The organism is Streptomyces sp. NPDC055103, from assembly GCF_053607625.1.
The window spans coordinates 1-14,336 of sequence record NZ_JBSGTX010000014.1; the positions used below are offsets into that span (position 1 = coordinate 1).

The 14,336-nt window shown below is 72.7% G+C and carries 31 protein-coding genes; 29 read left to right on the plus strand and 2 right to left on the minus strand.

What is annotated here, in order from left to right; translation table 11 throughout:
- The 15 genes from ACWFR1_RS11585 to ACWFR1_RS11655 form a co-directional block, all read left to right on the plus strand.
- The coding region (locus ACWFR1_RS11585; protein ID WP_453549283.1) for a recombinase RecT at nt 1–997 on the plus strand (997 nt) is incomplete at its 5' end.
- On the plus strand, nt 994–1,713 hold the full coding sequence (locus ACWFR1_RS11590) for an exonuclease domain-containing protein (RefSeq protein WP_453549286.1): 720 nt from the start codon (nt 994–996) through the stop codon (nt 1,711–1,713). The genes ACWFR1_RS11585 and ACWFR1_RS11590, both read left to right, overlap by 4 nt.
- A complete protein-coding gene (locus ACWFR1_RS11595) occupies nt 1,710–1,949 on the plus strand; it encodes a hypothetical protein (RefSeq protein WP_453549288.1) in 240 nt (79 codons plus the stop codon). The genes ACWFR1_RS11590 and ACWFR1_RS11595 overlap by 4 nt, the downstream gene beginning before the upstream one ends.
- Nucleotides 1,942–2,634 (plus strand): hypothetical protein, encoded by a 693-nt coding sequence (locus ACWFR1_RS11600; protein ID WP_453549290.1) that lies wholly within the window; start codon nt 1,942–1,944, stop codon nt 2,632–2,634. Before ACWFR1_RS11595 ends, ACWFR1_RS11600 begins: the two co-directional genes overlap by 8 nt.
- Complete coding sequence (locus ACWFR1_RS11605) at nt 2,631–3,179, plus strand: RusA family crossover junction endodeoxyribonuclease (protein WP_453549292.1); 549 nt, start codon at nt 2,631–2,633, stop codon at nt 3,177–3,179. The genes ACWFR1_RS11600 and ACWFR1_RS11605 overlap by 4 nt, the downstream gene beginning before the upstream one ends.
- Nucleotides 3,176–3,535, plus strand: coding sequence for a hypothetical protein (locus tag ACWFR1_RS11610; RefSeq protein WP_453549295.1), 360 nt, complete (start codon nt 3,176–3,178; stop codon nt 3,533–3,535). Before ACWFR1_RS11605 ends, ACWFR1_RS11610 begins: the two co-directional genes overlap by 4 nt.
- Nucleotides 3,532–3,756 carry a helix-turn-helix domain-containing protein gene (locus ACWFR1_RS11615; protein ID WP_453549298.1) on the plus strand — a complete coding sequence of 75 codons (225 nt, stop codon included), beginning with the start codon at nt 3,532–3,534 and terminating at the stop codon, nt 3,754–3,756. The genes ACWFR1_RS11610 and ACWFR1_RS11615 overlap by 4 nt, the downstream gene beginning before the upstream one ends.
- Nucleotides 3,753–3,980, plus strand: a complete 228-nt coding sequence (locus ACWFR1_RS11620; protein WP_453549300.1) for a hypothetical protein — start codon at nt 3,753–3,755, stop codon at nt 3,978–3,980. The genes ACWFR1_RS11615 and ACWFR1_RS11620 overlap by 4 nt, the downstream gene beginning before the upstream one ends.
- A gap of 71 nt (nt 3,981–4,051) precedes the next feature.
- A complete protein-coding gene (locus ACWFR1_RS11625) occupies nt 4,052–4,399 on the plus strand; it encodes a WhiB family transcriptional regulator (protein ID WP_453549302.1) in 348 nt (115 codons plus the stop codon).
- A gap of 19 nt (nt 4,400–4,418) precedes the next feature.
- Nucleotides 4,419–4,637: a hypothetical protein gene (locus tag ACWFR1_RS11630; protein WP_453549303.1), complete on the plus strand. Its 219-nt coding sequence runs from the start codon at nt 4,419–4,421 to the stop codon at nt 4,635–4,637.
- Nucleotides 4,638–4,650: 13 nt separating this feature from the next.
- Nucleotides 4,651–5,103, plus strand: coding sequence for a hypothetical protein (locus ACWFR1_RS11635; RefSeq protein WP_453549306.1), 453 nt, complete (start codon nt 4,651–4,653; stop codon nt 5,101–5,103).
- Nucleotides 5,093–5,347 carry a helix-turn-helix domain-containing protein gene (locus ACWFR1_RS11640; RefSeq protein ID WP_453549309.1) on the plus strand — a complete coding sequence of 85 codons (255 nt, stop codon included), beginning with the start codon at nt 5,093–5,095 and terminating at the stop codon, nt 5,345–5,347. The genes ACWFR1_RS11635 and ACWFR1_RS11640 overlap by 11 nt, the downstream gene beginning before the upstream one ends.
- Nucleotides 5,344–5,724, plus strand: a complete 381-nt coding sequence (locus ACWFR1_RS11645; RefSeq protein WP_453549311.1) for a hypothetical protein — start codon at nt 5,344–5,346, stop codon at nt 5,722–5,724. The genes ACWFR1_RS11640 and ACWFR1_RS11645 overlap by 4 nt, the downstream gene beginning before the upstream one ends.
- 20 nt (nt 5,725–5,744) lie before the next feature.
- Nucleotides 5,745–5,909, plus strand: a complete 165-nt coding sequence (locus ACWFR1_RS11650; protein WP_453549313.1) for a hypothetical protein — start codon at nt 5,745–5,747, stop codon at nt 5,907–5,909.
- 66 nt (nt 5,910–5,975) lie between these two features.
- Nucleotides 5,976–6,281 (plus strand): hypothetical protein, encoded by a 306-nt coding sequence (locus ACWFR1_RS11655; protein ID WP_453549315.1) that lies wholly within the window; start codon nt 5,976–5,978, stop codon nt 6,279–6,281.
- An 8-nt stretch (nt 6,282–6,289) separates the two neighbouring features.
- On the opposite strand, the gene ACWFR1_RS11660 is transcribed toward ACWFR1_RS11655, so the two are convergent.
- Nucleotides 6,290–6,754 carry a GIY-YIG nuclease family protein gene (locus ACWFR1_RS11660; protein ID WP_453549318.1) on the minus strand — a complete coding sequence of 155 codons (465 nt, stop codon included), beginning with the start codon at nt 6,752–6,754 and terminating at the stop codon, nt 6,290–6,292.
- Nucleotides 6,755–6,769: 15 nt separating this feature from the next.
- Nucleotides 6,770–6,967: a type II toxin-antitoxin system prevent-host-death family antitoxin gene (locus ACWFR1_RS11665; RefSeq protein WP_453549321.1), complete on the minus strand. Its 198-nt coding sequence runs from the start codon at nt 6,965–6,967 to the stop codon at nt 6,770–6,772.
- A gap of 140 nt (nt 6,968–7,107) precedes the next feature.
- Here ACWFR1_RS11665 and ACWFR1_RS11670 point away from each other — a divergent pair, with 140 nt between their 5' ends.
- The 14 genes from ACWFR1_RS11670 (at nt 7,108) to ACWFR1_RS11735 (ending at nt 14,242) form a co-directional block, all read left to right on the plus strand.
- On the plus strand, nt 7,108–8,574 hold the full coding sequence (locus ACWFR1_RS11670) for a hypothetical protein (protein ID WP_453549323.1): 1,467 nt from the start codon (nt 7,108–7,110) through the stop codon (nt 8,572–8,574).
- The gene (locus ACWFR1_RS11675; RefSeq protein WP_453549325.1) at nt 8,571–9,008 is read left to right on the plus strand and encodes a hypothetical protein; all 438 of its coding nucleotides are present in this window, start codon (nt 8,571–8,573) and stop codon (nt 9,006–9,008) included. Before ACWFR1_RS11670 ends, ACWFR1_RS11675 begins: the two co-directional genes overlap by 4 nt.
- Nucleotides 9,009–9,491 carry a hypothetical protein gene (locus tag ACWFR1_RS11680; RefSeq protein ID WP_453549328.1) on the plus strand — a complete coding sequence of 161 codons (483 nt, stop codon included), beginning with the start codon at nt 9,009–9,011 and terminating at the stop codon, nt 9,489–9,491. It abuts the gene before it with no gap.
- Nucleotides 9,491–9,991: a DUF6011 domain-containing protein gene (locus ACWFR1_RS11685; RefSeq protein ID WP_453549330.1), complete on the plus strand. Its 501-nt coding sequence runs from the start codon at nt 9,491–9,493 to the stop codon at nt 9,989–9,991. Before ACWFR1_RS11680 ends, ACWFR1_RS11685 begins: the two co-directional genes overlap by 1 nt.
- On the plus strand, nt 9,988–10,203 hold the full coding sequence (locus ACWFR1_RS11690) for a hypothetical protein (RefSeq protein ID WP_453549332.1): 216 nt from the start codon (nt 9,988–9,990) through the stop codon (nt 10,201–10,203). The genes ACWFR1_RS11685 and ACWFR1_RS11690 overlap by 4 nt, the downstream gene beginning before the upstream one ends.
- The gene (locus ACWFR1_RS11695) at nt 10,200–10,421 is read left to right on the plus strand and encodes a hypothetical protein (protein ID WP_453549334.1); all 222 of its coding nucleotides are present in this window, start codon (nt 10,200–10,202) and stop codon (nt 10,419–10,421) included. Before ACWFR1_RS11690 ends, ACWFR1_RS11695 begins: the two co-directional genes overlap by 4 nt.
- Nucleotides 10,418–10,789: a hypothetical protein gene (locus tag ACWFR1_RS11700; RefSeq protein ID WP_453549337.1), complete on the plus strand. Its 372-nt coding sequence runs from the start codon at nt 10,418–10,420 to the stop codon at nt 10,787–10,789. Before ACWFR1_RS11695 ends, ACWFR1_RS11700 begins: the two co-directional genes overlap by 4 nt.
- A 115-nt stretch (nt 10,790–10,904) precedes the next feature.
- Nucleotides 10,905–11,261, plus strand: a complete 357-nt coding sequence (locus tag ACWFR1_RS11705; protein WP_453549340.1) for a hypothetical protein — start codon at nt 10,905–10,907, stop codon at nt 11,259–11,261.
- Nucleotides 11,258–11,644, plus strand: coding sequence for a hypothetical protein (locus ACWFR1_RS11710; protein ID WP_453549342.1), 387 nt, complete (start codon nt 11,258–11,260; stop codon nt 11,642–11,644). Before ACWFR1_RS11705 ends, ACWFR1_RS11710 begins: the two co-directional genes overlap by 4 nt.
- A 58-nt stretch (nt 11,645–11,702) precedes the next feature.
- On the plus strand, nt 11,703–12,344 hold the full coding sequence (locus ACWFR1_RS11715) for a hypothetical protein (protein ID WP_453549344.1): 642 nt from the start codon (nt 11,703–11,705) through the stop codon (nt 12,342–12,344).
- Between the two features lie 87 nt (nt 12,345–12,431).
- The gene (locus tag ACWFR1_RS11720) at nt 12,432–13,010 is read left to right on the plus strand and encodes a hypothetical protein (protein ID WP_453549346.1); all 579 of its coding nucleotides are present in this window, start codon (nt 12,432–12,434) and stop codon (nt 13,008–13,010) included.
- 2 nt (nt 13,011–13,012) lie between these two features.
- The gene (locus tag ACWFR1_RS11725) at nt 13,013–13,471 is read left to right on the plus strand and encodes a hypothetical protein (RefSeq protein WP_453549348.1); all 459 of its coding nucleotides are present in this window, start codon (nt 13,013–13,015) and stop codon (nt 13,469–13,471) included.
- Nucleotides 13,468–13,818, plus strand: coding sequence for a hypothetical protein (locus ACWFR1_RS11730; RefSeq protein WP_453549350.1), 351 nt, complete (start codon nt 13,468–13,470; stop codon nt 13,816–13,818). Before ACWFR1_RS11725 ends, ACWFR1_RS11730 begins: the two co-directional genes overlap by 4 nt.
- 259 nt (nt 13,819–14,077) lie before the next feature.
- Nucleotides 14,078–14,242: a hypothetical protein gene (locus ACWFR1_RS11735; protein ID WP_453549352.1), complete on the plus strand. Its 165-nt coding sequence runs from the start codon at nt 14,078–14,080 to the stop codon at nt 14,240–14,242.
- Nucleotides 14,243–14,336 lie beyond the last annotated feature (94 nt).

A 14,336-nucleotide genomic window follows, 5' to 3' on the forward strand; every position in this document is an offset into this window, starting at 1 on the left:
GGCCCGCGTGATCGCGGCGACCACCGAGCAGCCGACCGCCGACGCGACGGTGCAGACGCTCGCCGAGGACACCAAGGGGTCGGTCCCGGCCCAGCTCCGCAAGTCGGCTCAGGCCGAGGGCGACGACGTCGCCGACCTGGTGCTCAACTGGCTTGAGCAGTACGGCGACGACTTCACGAAGGCCCTGCCGTCGCACATCGACGTCAAGGCGTTCCTGTCCGCCGTGCGGGCCGCTCTGCCGGGGCTGGTCTACTGCACCCCGGCGTCGCTCCGTCAGGCGCTGCTGACCTGCGCCCGGTTCGGTCTCGTGCCGGACGGCCGCCACGCGGTGATCAAGCGCGAGGGCAAGCAGGCGGTGTTCGTGCCGATGGCCCAGGGCTACGTCGAGCTGATGTACCGCTCGGGCCGGGTCGGCTCGGTCCACGTCGGCCTCATCCACGAGAACGACGAGTGGAACTACGAGCCCACCGCCCCGGCGCCGCTTGATTTCACGCACAAGCCCGCAGTGGCCCTGTCGAAGAAGGACCGGGGTGCGCCGATCCTGGCGTACGCGTTCTGCTGGATGGCGTCCGGTGCCCGCTCGCAGGTGATCGTCCTGTCCCGCGAGGACGCCGAGGCGATCCGCGACGAGTACAGCTCGGCGTACCGGCGGGCCGTCGAGTCGGGCAAGGCTGACTCGTTCTGGCACACCGACTTCGACGCCATGTGGCGGAAGTCGGCGCTGCGCCGCCTACACAAGGTTGTGCCGATGTCCGCCGAGCTGGTCGCCCTGCTCAAGGCCGACGAGGCCGGAGAGGCCGGCGAGGTCCAGATCGTCCACGCCCCCGCCGAGGAGATCCACCTCCAGGCCGAGGCGGACGAGGCCCACGAGCGGGCCGAGGAGTCGCAGGACCCTCAGGACACCCGGACCCGGCCGCTGCCGCGTAAGCGGGCCACGCAGAAGCGGGCGCAGCCGAAGCGGACGAGCCGCCGGAACCGGAAGGGCATCCGCCGGTGACCTGGACCTCCGGTCCCCTGTGTGGGCTCGATCTGGAGACGACCGGGGTCAACCCCGAGTCGGACCGGATCGTCACGGCCGCCGTCGTCTCGTACGACGGCGGCCGGCCCGCCCGGACCCAGACGTGGATGGCTGACCCCGGCGTGGAGATCCAGCCTGGGGCGTCTCGCGTGCACGGCATCACGACCGAGCAGGCCCGCGCGGAAGGCGAGCCCGCCGCCCTGGTCGTGGGCCAGGTCGTCGCCACCCTGGTTGCGGCCGTGGAGGCCGGTGCGCCGCTGGTCGTGATGAACGCGCCGTTCGACCTGACGATGCTGGAGCACGAGGCCGAGCGGTACGGCGTCCGGTCGCTGTTCTCGGCGTCGGTGCCGCTCGTCCTGGACCCCCGCGTCCTGGACAAGCACGTCGACCGGTACCGGCGCGGGTCGCGCCGACTCGAGGACCTGTGCCGCACGTACGACGTGGTTCACGGTGGCGCGCACGACGCCGGGGCGGACGCGGTCGCCGCCTGCGCGGTCACCGTGGCGCTCGCCGACGAGTACCCGTGGATCGGGAAGACGCCGCTGGAGGACCTGCACGAGATGCAGGTCCGTTGGGCGGCCGACCAGCAGGCCGGTCTGCGCGACCACTTCGCGGCCACCCCCGGCAAGGAGTTCCGGGCGGCGTCAGTCCGTACGGACTGGCCGATCGTGCCGTCTGTGGGGTGGGGCCGATGACCGGCGCCCTGGCCGGAGTCATGGCCACCCTCGCCGTGCTCGCCCTCCTGGTGCCGCTGGTACGCGGGTCGCACCGGCGGCACCCGGACCCGGCCGCGTTCCGGCGCGGCCCGTACTTCGCCTGGTGCCCGGCCGAGAGCCGCGAGACGCCTCACACCCTCGACGCCGGCGCGCGCCGATGCCGCTCCTGCAAGACCTCCACCCCGACAACGACGTCAGGAAAGACCCATGGATGAGCCGTTCGGCCCGGAGTACGTCCGGCCCGCACAGGCGGACTGCCCCCGCTGCGGGTGCTGCACCGCGGTCCTGTGCGAAAAGGGCCGGAATAGCCTGCTGCGCTGCCAGGGGCACGTGGACGACAAGCACCGCGAGACGGTGTACGGCTGCCCGTGCTCGGCGGAGACGACGAAGCACACGGCGTCGTGGCGGATGGCGCAGGTCCGCGTGACGCGGATGGCCCGAGAGATGCCCCTCGTCCCGGAGGCGGAGGCCCTGTTGCGGGTCCTGGCCTCGGGGAGCACCACCGCCGACGACGAGGGCGTCTTCCCGCAGTTGAAGCTGCGCGGTCTGGGTCAGCTCGTTCACGGGCTGCCCGCGATCACGCCGCTCGGGCACACGTACCTGGCGGCCCGGGCAGACGAGCGGGCGGCGACGGCGGTCCGGGTGGTCGACGTCGACAAGAAGGCGCGTACGGCCCGTGTGGAGGTCGCGGCGTGGCGGCCGGACGAGCCGGTCACGGTGCTGATGGACCAGATCACGAGTGACAGCGGGCTGGACGTCGACTCGTTGCCGGACCGGTGGCTGACGGCGGAAGCGAACTGCCACGCCGAGCACGCCGACCGCCTGGTCCTCACCGGGTTCCGGAACTCGGCGCCGTTGCCCGCCGGCTGGGTGCGCGTGGACGGCGGTGACGTCGCATGAGCATCCCCGAACAGCGGGCCGACGACGGGACGCCTGCAGAGCCGACGGCGGCGAGCCTCCTCCCCTCCGGCGGGCGGGACTTGGACCGGGAGCGGGCGCGGCGTCTGGCTGCGGTCCTCGCCCCCGGGGTCCGCGACTTCAAGGTGCTGGTCCTCGACGGGCCCCCGCCGGCGAAGGCCCGGCCGCGGTTCGCGGAGGGGCGGACGTACAAGACGGAGGCGGACACGGCGGCGGAGCAGCGTACGGCGTGGAAGTTGCGGCCGGTCTTCCGGCAGCCGTGGACGGGGAACCTGGCGATCGGCGCGGTGTTCTTCCGTCCGGACCGGCAGCGGATCGACACGGACAACCTGCTCAAGCACATCTGCGACGCCGGTAACGGGATCGCCTGGGTGGACGACGCGCAGATCACCGCCGCGTACGGGGTGGTCGAGCTGGACGTCGAGCACCCGCGCACGATCCTCGTCGTCGCCCGTCACGTCTCGTCGCTTAACCGGTCGGACGTCGTCGCGAAGGCCGCCCGTCCGCCTCGGAAGAGGCGGGGGTGAGCGGAGTGACGTCGGACGAGATCGCTGCGGCGCTCGACTCCGCCGGTGAGTCCCGGCCGGGTGCTGCTGCGCCCGGCCGGGGCCGCCGGGCCCCGGCCGCGTCGTGGGAGGACGCGTTCGACGAGCGGACCGTCGCCGTGGAGGGCGGTCACCTCCACTGGTCCGGTGCGACCGGCCACCGCGGGACGCCCGTGGTGGCGTGGCGTGGCCAGGTCGAGACCGCGTACCGGCTGGCGTTCCGCTGGCACCACGGCCGTGAGCCCGAGGGCAACGTCAGGCCGTCGTGCGACTACCCGTGCTGCGTGGCCGGTGGGCACCTCGCTGACCGCGTGATCCGTGAAGGGGGCGCGGCGTGAATCTCCCTGGCGCGACGTGGGACAAGGGCGTCGACCTGGTTGCCGTCGAGCGTGCCGCGTTGTGCCGGGGCGTCTGCCCGCCGCTGAGCGACGAGGAGAGGCGGCGCGCGGTCAAGGTCATGACGGAGGCCGGGAAGAGCGCCGTCGAGATCGCCGCGCGGCTCGGGATGGCCGACCGGACGGTGACCCGCTGGCGGGACGAGATGGGGCTGTCGTCGTGATGTGGCTGGACCTCCTCGTCGCCTACGGGCACGCCGTCGACGTGGTCGTGTCGACGGCTCACGTGTGGGCGCCGGTGCTCCTCGGCGCGGCCTCTCTCGGCTGGGGCGTACGGCGTACCGGCGGCCGTCGACGGCACCGCCGGACATGGCGTCCGGGCACGTCCGGACACGACGCGGACACGCCTCCGGACATAGCGGTCCAGGTGCCTCTCTCCCAGCCCTGACCAGCGCGGACACGTGTCCGGACATGTCCGCGCGGCCTATCCGGACATGACGACGAAGCAAGGAGCCGACCATGCCGCGAATCCCTCGCCCCAATGACCACTGGACCCAGCCTCGGCCGCATCACTGGAGCGACGACGCGGCGTGCGCCGGTGAAGAGACGGCCGCGTTCTTCCCCGTCGGGAAGGGCGGCGTCCCGGCTTCGGTGCACGCGAGCTACGCCAAGGCGTTCTGCGGCCGGTGCCCGGTCAGCTCCGAGTGCCTGGCGCACGCCCTGACGTTCCGCGAGGACTACGGCGTGTGGGGCGGCATGGACGAGGACGAGCGCGCGGAACTGCTGCGGCAGGCACGGCTCGCGGCGGAGAAGCAGCGCCGCCAGGAGCGGGAGAGGGCGAAGGCCGATGCCTCCTCGGCAGCGTAGAACGCCCGCGAAGCAGTCCGTGCCGCCGCTCCAGCCGTCGCCGCTGCCGGTGAGCGGTCTCCTCAACTGGGGCTCGTCTGCGCACTGGGACTCGAAGGAACTGCCGTGCCGGTACTGCGGGCACCCCACGCACCTGCGGGACGAGCGGGGTGTCCCGGCCGACAAGGTGTGCGCCGAGGACGCTCTCGCGGACATCGCCGGGATCGTCAAGACGTACAGCTCTCAGGGGCAGTTGTGACCAGGGGGCGGGCGTGCTGAGCCCGGGTCTGCTGACGCACTGGACGCGCGAAGCTCTCGAGGCCGCTCGTGGCGGCAACGACGAGCTGGCCGGCGAGATCGCCGCGCGGATCTCGGAGCGGGCTGACGCGCTGGACCTGGTGGCCGGGTGCCGGGTCGTCGCCGACACCGCGCTGCGCGCCCTCCTCACCCTGTACGGCCTGCCGGACGAGGCCCGCGGTGAGGCGTGGGTCCTCGACCAGCTCGGCGACGCCGAGGGCCACCCGGAGCGGATGTTCGCGGCCCGGCTGGTCACCGCCTACGCCAACCACGACCACGACCACGTGACCGCCTTCGTGGCGGCGGCGGCCGGAGCTTCACCGCATGAGCGGGCTGAGTCGCTTCGGTCGCTGGTCTCCTACGCGGCCGAGCTGGACGCTCGCGCCGCCCACCACCCGACGAAGGGAACTGAGCACGATGAGCAGTGAACTGGCCGAGCCTCAGCCGGAGAAGCGTGGCACTCGCCGCGAGCTGATCCGGCGGCCGAGGCTGCGCGGCGACGACCGCGAGCGCGTACGCGGGGAGCTGGCCAAGAAGTACGGCGGGGACGCGTCGATCCGGGACCTTGCGGCCGAGTACGACCTGTCGTTCGGGCTGACGCGGGCGCTGCTACTGGAGGCCAAGGTGCAGCTGCGTCCTCGCCGGCGTCGCCTGAAGGCGGACGGCCAGTGAAGAAGCGTGAGCACTCCACGTGGGGCGCCATCGCGGTACTGCTGCTCGTGATGACCGGCTGCCAGGCCGTCAACGGAGACGACGGCGACGACGGGTGCGGCTGGTTCGCGCTCGCCGCCGAGGCCAAGCCCGCTCCGCCCGCGCCTCGTCCTGCCGCTCCGGCACCGGCGGCGAAGGTACCGGCGCCCGTGCGCAAGGCCCCGTCGCTGGAGAAGCAGCCGACTGCCCCGAAGGACCCCGCGCCCCGCCGCACGGTCCCGGTCCCCCCGGCGGCGCAGGCCCCGACGGTGCGCAAGTCGCCGACGCCGACGACCACCAGCACGAAGAAGCCGGGGCACCGCCGCGGCGGCCACGGATCCGACCTCTGCGACGACTGACCCCCAAGGAGACCAGCCCCATGCACCCCTTCGTCCGCTTCCTGCTCGGCCTCGCCGGCGGGGGCCTGGCGTCCGGCGTCACGTACGCCATCACCACGGTGCCGCCGTGGTGGTGGCTCGTCGGTCTGGTCGTCGCCGTCCTCATCTGGTTCGGCGAGTTGATCCTCGACGCCGTCCTCGACTGACCCCTGCGCCCTGCCGCCCCGCCGTACGCGGGGCGGCTCGGCCGTTCCCTCGGAAGGAGAACGCGGATGCCCAAGTGCATGGCCTGCCATCGCGAAGTGCTGTGGACTGTCACCGACGCCGGGAAGCGGCTTGCCGTCGACCCGGAGCCGGACGAGACGGGGAACGCTGCGGTCTACCGCGACGGGACGGGCACCCGCCGGTCCCGTCGCCCCTCCGAGGAACTGCCGCTGATGGCCTGGGAGAAGTTGTACGTCCCGCACGTGGCGACGTGCCCGGCCCGGCGTCCGGCCACGCCGAAGCGCCCGGCGGTTCTCCCGCCGGGCGTGCTCGACCTGGCCGCGTACCGCCGAAGGGCGGGTGGCCGGCCATGAACCAGAAGTCAGGCGCCGGACGGCGTGGGGCTCTCCCCGAGGGCGGCAAGGGCGCGCTCGTAGAACGCCATGGGGACCAGGTAGGCGTGCGGCTTGCCGTAGTTGAGGAGAGCCGTCCGCGTCCCGCCCTTGGCCTCGTCCACGACGTCGTTCCACTGGTTGCGGGCACGTCCGAGCGAGATGTGCCGGACTCCGGCGGCGTCGACCTGGTCCTGGTTGATGCGGCGGGCCCGGCTCGGCGAGTGCGTGCCGTTGTGGACCGGGTCGTGGTCCTCGATGGCTTCCACCTCGGCGCGGGCGGCAGCCAGCCGGTTCGGGAACCACTGGAGTTCGTGGCGCACGACGTCGCCCCACCACGGCTTGAGGTAGGCGTGCTGCTTGAACCGGCGCTCGGGATCGTCGGTAATGCCCACGTACAGCAGGGCGTCGTCGGCTCCGTAGAGCCAGTACAGAGCGGTCTGCTGGCCCGGCATGGGGGTTCTCCTCGGTCAGGCCGAGGGCTGTTCCCCCGACTCCTGGGCGCTCTCGGCGGCCTCCGCGATGTCCACCGGAACGATCGCCGCGATTCGCCGGCCTCGGCTGGTCACGTAGGTGATCCGGCCTCGGACGGTGCTCTCGTGCAGCACGTCGGACAGCTGGGTTCGCAGGTCACGGACACCGATCTCGGCGCTTGTGTTCGCAGGCATACGCAGACAGTACCGGATGTACCGTCACGCACGCTTGCGTACGCTAGTGTACACATTAGGGATCAAGGAACCCCCGCCGAACTGGCGTGGGCCTTGCCCTGCCCACCCCCCACCCGACAGCACGACCGAGAAGAGACACCATGAGGAAGCGGAGCGGACGACCGCCCCGGTTCGCGCAGGTGCCGAACGAGACCGTTGACGACTCCACGAACCTGGACCTGACGGCGCTCGGGCTCCTGACCGCGTTCCTGCGCCACAAGGACGGTTGGGACATCAGGCTCGCCGACGTCGGCGAGAAGTACGGGCACGGCGAGGACGCCATGGCGCACGCCATGGGCGCGCTCCAGATCGCCCGGTACATCGTGAAGGTGCGCGTCATGGGCGCCGGGAACCAGTGGCGCACCGAGGTGGCCGTCTACGCCCCGCCGGCCAGTGACGCCGAGGTGGAACAGCTCCTCGCGGACATCCGCGCCGAGGACCCGGACGTTCGCCGCGTTGAGGTAATCGAGCCCACCGCGACCGCGATCGAGCGGGCACAGAAGCGCCGCTCCAAGTTGGTGAAGAAGGCCGCCGCGCGGGCCGCGAAGAAGGCCCACGAGGCCGCACGCCAAGGCTCACCGGGTCCGGCAATTCCGGGAGTCGGGGAAGACGGTTTCCCCGACTCGGGGTTTTCCCGACTCCCGGAAAACCCCCGAGTCTCTAAGAAGACGGTGGTTACTCAAGAAGACGAGAACGACCCCGCTGTGGCTGACGCCGTAGGCAATGGTGCAGGTGGTTTCGCGTCTGCGGGCGCGAGCGACGGCGCGGCTGGTGAAAGCGGCCAAGCCGAGGGCGGCTCCGCCGCGTCCGGAATGACCCTCCCCACCCAGCGCAAGAAGTCCCCGCGACCGGCCACGACGAAGACCCGGCCCCGCAAGGAGTCGCCCGGCTTCGAGATGGTGCGGGCCGCGATCCCGGCCGCCGTTGCTGCTCCTGGAACGCGGCTGTTCCCGGGGCTGCACCGGGCGATCAACGATCTGCTGGACGGTGCCCCGGGCATCCCGCGCCGGACCCCGGAGCAGGTGATCGCCCGGCTGAACCGGCGCTGGTACGGCGAGAAGGCCGACGAGCGTGCGGCGGCGGACTACCGCGGCTGCGATCGGTGCACCGCTTCCGGCTGCACAGCGCCCCGCCGGGACTTCGACAACCCGGACGGCTGCGACCGGATCAAGAACCGGAACTCGTGGCTGGCCGCCGCGATCCTCGCCCAGGACTGCCCCGACCCCGGGTGCGAGGACGGGCTGATCATCGGCGGCGGCGAGTGCCGGACCTGCAGGGCGCGGGCCGCCGAGGAGCGGGAGGCCGCCCAGGCTGCCGCTGCCGCCCGCGCCAAGCTCCAGGCCGACACGGAGGCCCTGGCGGCTGCTCGGACCGTCGTCACCGCCTGGGACGAGGCCGAGGCCGCCGAGGAGCGCCGGTACCGGCAGATCCTCGGAGAGGCCGGCGTGTGGGGCGTGAAGCTCGACCACCAGGTCCACCAGCACATGACCGGCTGGCGGGAGCGGAACCCCCGCCCGGCCACCCCCGCCGCTCCCGGCAACGACGAGCGACAGGCGGTAAGCGCGTGAACCCGGAATACCTGCCCGCGATCGGGGCCTCGCTGCGAAACCTCTGCGAGTTCGCGACCCGGCACGACGTCACCGACCAGACGCTGACCGAGCTGGCGGCCGAGATCGACAAGGCCCGCGCAGCCGTCGCCGCCGCCCTCGGCCCCGCGCGGGCGAACCGCTGCCTCAAGCACCCCGGCAGCCCCATCGACCCGACCGCCCAGAACGGATGCCTGCTGTGCGGGCCCGCCCAGCGGCGGCCGGCCCGCCCCATCCCCGAGAACTTCGTGCCCGGCGACGTCCTCCAGTTCCTGGAGGAGCACGGACACGAGGCGGCCACCCAGGAGTTCGGCCCGCAGGCAGTAGCGCGGGCCCTCAACCTCGGGAGCCGTCACCCCTCCACCCAGCAGCGGCGCGGCATCCCCGCCCCGTCGCACGACGAAGGACAGATCTGAATGCGCACCAGGCAGTTCACCCGCGACGAGCTTGCGGACCTCGGCGTCCCGCCGGACGACCCGCAGGACATCGCGTACAGCGAGACCGTGCTCGCCGACGAGCCGGTGACGACGCTCAAGTACTCGATGCAGCGCCGCTGCGTCTTCCGTACCGACGACAAGACGTACGCCGTCACGTACGAAGCCCAGCTCGACGCGGGGGACTACGAGGTCGGCCCGCCGCCGGACGATCACGGCTGGTACGGCGACACCGTCGAGGCCGAGGAGGTCGAGCCGCACTTCGAGGCCGTACGGCGGTGGCTCCCCGTCGCCGACGAGCAGGACCCGGACCGCGAGACCCGCTCCGTGCTGGAGCACCTGACCGCGATGTACGAGGAGGGCGGCGTCCCCACCCGGCGCGCCCGGGAGTTCGCCACTGACTGGCTGGGCACCCACGCCGACGAGCTGGCGTCCATGTTCGGCGACGACCAGGACGGTGCCTGATGGGGGCCCCGGCGATCGACTGGCCCGAGCTGGACGCCGTCGAGGACGGCTACTACGCGATCCTCGACCCGGACGACCCGAGCACGGTCACGTACTGGCGGCGCGTGCGGACCCCGCGGGTGAACTCGCTGCGGGCCTGGCCCGCGAGGGCGGCCTACGGCCCGCCGATCCCGCTGCGCTCGCAGCTCCCGGAGAACCCGGCCGACCGCGTCGAGTTCGTCTCGGCCTGGTCGAAGAAGCGGCGCGCGTACCTGGAGAAGGTCGTGGCCGCCATCGCGGCGGGCCCGGAGGTCGCCGCCCGGTGCTTCGGTGACCTGCTGACCCGCTGCTGGTCCTGCGGGCGGGCGCTGCGCGACGAGACGTCGAAGACCCTCGGCATCGGACCGGAGTGCCGCAGCGGCATGGACCCAGCGTCCCTCGCCCGGTACTGCACCCCGGAGGTCGGCAAGGCCCACGCCGAGCACCTGGCCCAGCTCCGCGCCGCCGAGGCCGCGAAGTGACCGGCCAGGAAGCGGAGGAGACCACGGTCTACCTGCCGGAGACGCCGTTCAACCCCGACGACAAGACGTCGTACTACACCGTGGAGATCGGCGCAGCGGGCCCCACCGTCTACTCCGAGTGCTGCTCCGACCGCGTCGGCCTCAGCACTGCCCGGCTGCTGCACGCAGCGCTCGGGCGCTGGCTCGCCGACCAGCCTGACGGCACGGCATGACGGGCCAGTCGAAGCCGCGCGGCGCGTACACCGCCACCGCGTGCCGGTCGTGCCGCACCCCGAAGCCGTCCCGCTGGTACCTGTGCGGCGCCTGCTGGGCCGCTCTCCCGGAACCCGCCCGTAGGGCCCTGAACAGGCGCGACGGTCAAGCCCTGGCCCGCCTCCGCGCCCACATCGACAGCGAACAGCCCCTCGAAGAACTGGAGATCACCACATGACGTGGAACGAGCGCATCGGAGTCGCTGAGGCCCTGGACGCCGCCGGATGGACTGGCGACACCCTCGACCCGCGCGGCCTGCTCAAGCACCCCACCGGCGCGGTGTGGGCCGTCGTCACCGAGACCGGCGGCTGCGCCCTGGACCTGCCCAACGAGGGTGCCACCGTCGCCTTCCCCAGCAAGATCCCGGACACGGTGGTGATCGCCGCCTGTCTGGCCGCCGCCGGACAGCTCGACCCCAGCCAGGAACGCGTCGGTCTGGAGGAGCGCGCCGCCTGGCTGGGCTGCCTGGAGGCGGCCGGCCTGGACAACTGGCCGGGCGCCGACGTCGCCCGCGAGCTCAGCGACGAGCGGGACACCAGCCGGTGAGCACGCCGCCGCCCGCCAACCTCCCCGGATGACCGAGCACCACGGAACGCCCGCCCCCCGTCGGAACCGGGGGGCGGGCGCCCACCCCACCGTACGGCCGAAAGGACTCCGCCTGATGACCCAAGCCCGCGCGCTGATGATCTCGCTGTACTCGGCGGTCTACCTGATCGCCATCTACGCCGGCGCCTCCGCGCTCGACGCCGGAGACGACCTGTACGCGGCCAGCCTGTTCGGGACGTCCCTCGGCCTGCTCCTCGGCATACACCGCGAGACCCGCCACGCCGCCCGCCTGATCCGCATGGTCGCCACCTACCGGCACGGCGCCCCGTACGCCGGAGCCGTGGACGACCTGGTCGCCATCGAGCAGGCGACCGCCCTCCCGCCCGGCTGCCTCTGCGAATCGTGGTGGACCAGCCTCGGCCACCACCACGACTCGCAGTGCCCCGCCCTCGTCAGGAAGGACACGACGTGATCCCCTCCGCACCCCGCCCCGGCGAGCACCCGGTGACCGGCCCGCACGGCGACCCGCAGCTGTGGGATGAAGTGCCGGCGTCGCTCACCGCGGCGGTCGTCGCCGAGCTGACCCACTGCGGGTGGCGCGGCACGCACGCCACCGAGCACAGCATCGTCGTCCCCCTGGAGCCCCGCGACTTCGGCCTGCCCGACGCGGTCGCCCGGGGCGAGCACCTGTACGTGGTGTGGGGCGGAGACCGGCCCGAATGGTCCTGGGCGACCGCCCACCCCCACGCGCCCGTCGGCGGACAGCAGGCCCTGCTCCTGGCCCCCGCCGACGACACGGCCCACATCACCGCGCAGATCATCCGCGTGCTCCGCACCGGCCGCGCCCTGCCCTGACCACACTCCCGGCCGCCGCACCCGTGGCGGCCTCCACCACCACCCGAAGGAAGGTCCCGTGCCCGAAGACCTCACGAAGTGGCCGCGCCTCCTCGTCACCGGCGCCCCGGTGACCCCGGAGCAGGCCGACGAGATCCTGATCCGCACCGCGAACCTGTACCTGCTCGACGGCAACGACAAGGCGTGGACGCACACGGTGTACGGCGCGCTCGGCCTCGCGCCGGGCCGGTACAGCAACGCGACGATGGACAGCATCCGGGCCGTCACCAAGGAGCTGGACGTCCTCCCGCTGACCCTGCTCTACACGTCGCGGATCGCCTCGTCGTGGATCGGCGGGCCGCACGGCTGGTGCGACTGGGACGGCACGATCGGCTGCTCGAACTACAACGTCGGGAAGTGGCCCGACCGCGAGACGGCGCTCTCCGACTGGGAGTCGATCGCCGTCGCGTTCCCGTACCTCGACCTGACCGCGCAGTTCCTCGCCGACGAGGGCGCGGGCGGCGTCCTCGGCCAGTGGCGCGTCGTCAACGGCCACGTCACCGAGGAGACCCCCGGACAGCTCATCACGCCGGCCACCGAGGTGACCGAGACCGACATGTTCGCCCGTCTCTTCGGCCCTGGTGGAGAGCGTGGCGTCTCCGAGCAGCGGCTGACCGCAGCGATCGACCGCGTCCGTGCGGCGCGGGCCGCACTCCGCTGACCCCCTACCATCCACGGCTCATCGCACGAGGGGCAGCGGCCCCTCGTGCGGTGGCCGCCACCCCGTCCGCGCAGTGAAGGACCCGAGATGACCCAGCCCGACACCACCGCACCGGAGCAGCAGCCCGTCGAGCTGCCGCCGTTCTCCGGCGACGAGACCGAGTGCGCGATGTGTTCGAACCTGGAGGCGTTCACCGCCTACAAGCCGGCGATCGCCCACGTGATCCTGGAGTACAACGGCCGCCTGCAGCGCCGCGGCCCGCTCCCCGAGCGACTGGAACGGCGCTGCCACCGCTGCGACTTCCAGTGGGACGAAGCGCTCAACCCGACCCCCGGCGTCCACCCCGCCACCGTCGGCGAGATCGCGTACGCCCTGGAGCAGTCCCACGCCGGGTGGGCGCTGGACCTGTCCCCGGAGTGCGCCCGCTACATGGCCCAGCGGCTCACGGAGATGCTTCACCTCCTGGTCCGCCTCGACCACCCGATGTGGCTGCCGCGCCCCGGCCGGCCGCTCCTCGTTCTCCCGGACGCGCCGGTCGAGCCGGACCCGGCCGCCGTGGCGATCGTGATGACCGACCGGGCCGACGCCCCGGGCGCCGTACCGATCGTGTGGAGCGAGCAGCCGCACCCCCCGGCCGGACCGACCGGCTTCACGAAGGCGGTCTAGTCGTGAGCGCGTCCGGACAGCGTCCGGACAAGTCCGGCGGCATCGTCCGGACACCCCAGGACATCGGAGAGACGCAGGACTGCGGACCCCTCCCCACCAGGGCGGACACCGTCCGGACACGTCCGGACAGCGACCGTCCGGACAGTAATCCGGGTGTCCGGTTCGCCTACCGGGCCACCGTCCCCCGCCACCTCATGGGCGCCGCCTTCGCCGAGGCGTTCACCCTCCTCGCCGCCGAGCTGCACCCCGAACCGGAGCCCGAGCCCGAGCCCCCGAAGCCGACCGTGTGCTGCGTGTGCGGCGAGCCCAGCGTCTACGAGAACTACCAGGGCGACCTGTTCTGTTCGCCCTGCGCCAACGGCGAACCCGTCCCCGCCGGCCGCCGCGCCCAGGCCGCCGCCGCGATCGCCGACGCCTTCGACCTGCCGCCCGACCTCCTTCGGAAGGACCCTCGCCGATGACCCCCGAGCAGGCATCCGCCCGCGCCGCGCTCATCCTGATCGGCCGCCTGGTGAAGCTCCACGGCCTGACCGTCGAGGAAGCCGTCACCGCGGTTGCCCAGCGCCGCCGCCGTGAGGACGGCCAGCACACCCACCTGGTCCTCGCCGAAGCCCACGCCGTCATGGCCGAGGCCCTGGAGCCGATCCGCGCCCTCATGGAGGCTTGGCGCCCGGCGGTCCAGGCCGCCGCCGAAGCGATGGCCGAACTCGGCCGCGCCCTGCGGCAGTCCGCCCCCGCAGCTGCGGCGGCCCGCCGCGACCGACCCGCCTGGGCGACGCTGTACGGCCCGCCTCCCCGCCGCCGCTGACCACCACCACGAAGGCCACCAGCGTGTACCTGTCGACCGACACCAGCGCGCCCCCGGCAGCAGGCTCACCCGCGCCCGCTGCCCGAACAAGCCCCTGACCAGCCCGGACACCGTCCGGACACACGAGAGCGGCCCTCCCCGCCACCCGGGGACGGAGGGCCGCTCTCGTGTGTGCGGCACGTCACGCCCACACTGCCCAGCGCTGGGCGCAAAGGCCGCGCCAGCGCCGGAATCCTGAGATCAACTGAAGGAGCGTCACATGTCCAGCAAGCCAACCCAGTTCGCCGCCGCGTACGCCACGCTCACCGCAGCCCACGAGGTCGGCGACTACATCGTCCAGCTCAACACCGACGCCGTTGCCAAGGGCAAGCACGGCCCGGAAGGCGCCGCCGCCTGCCTCCGACACGTCCGTTCTCTCGGGTGACACTGCTTGTTCCGTGGTGTTCGAGCACGTGAGAAGGGTTACTGCCTGGGCGGGACGGGGACCGTGATGCGCGGTCCGTCGCCGTCGCCGTGGT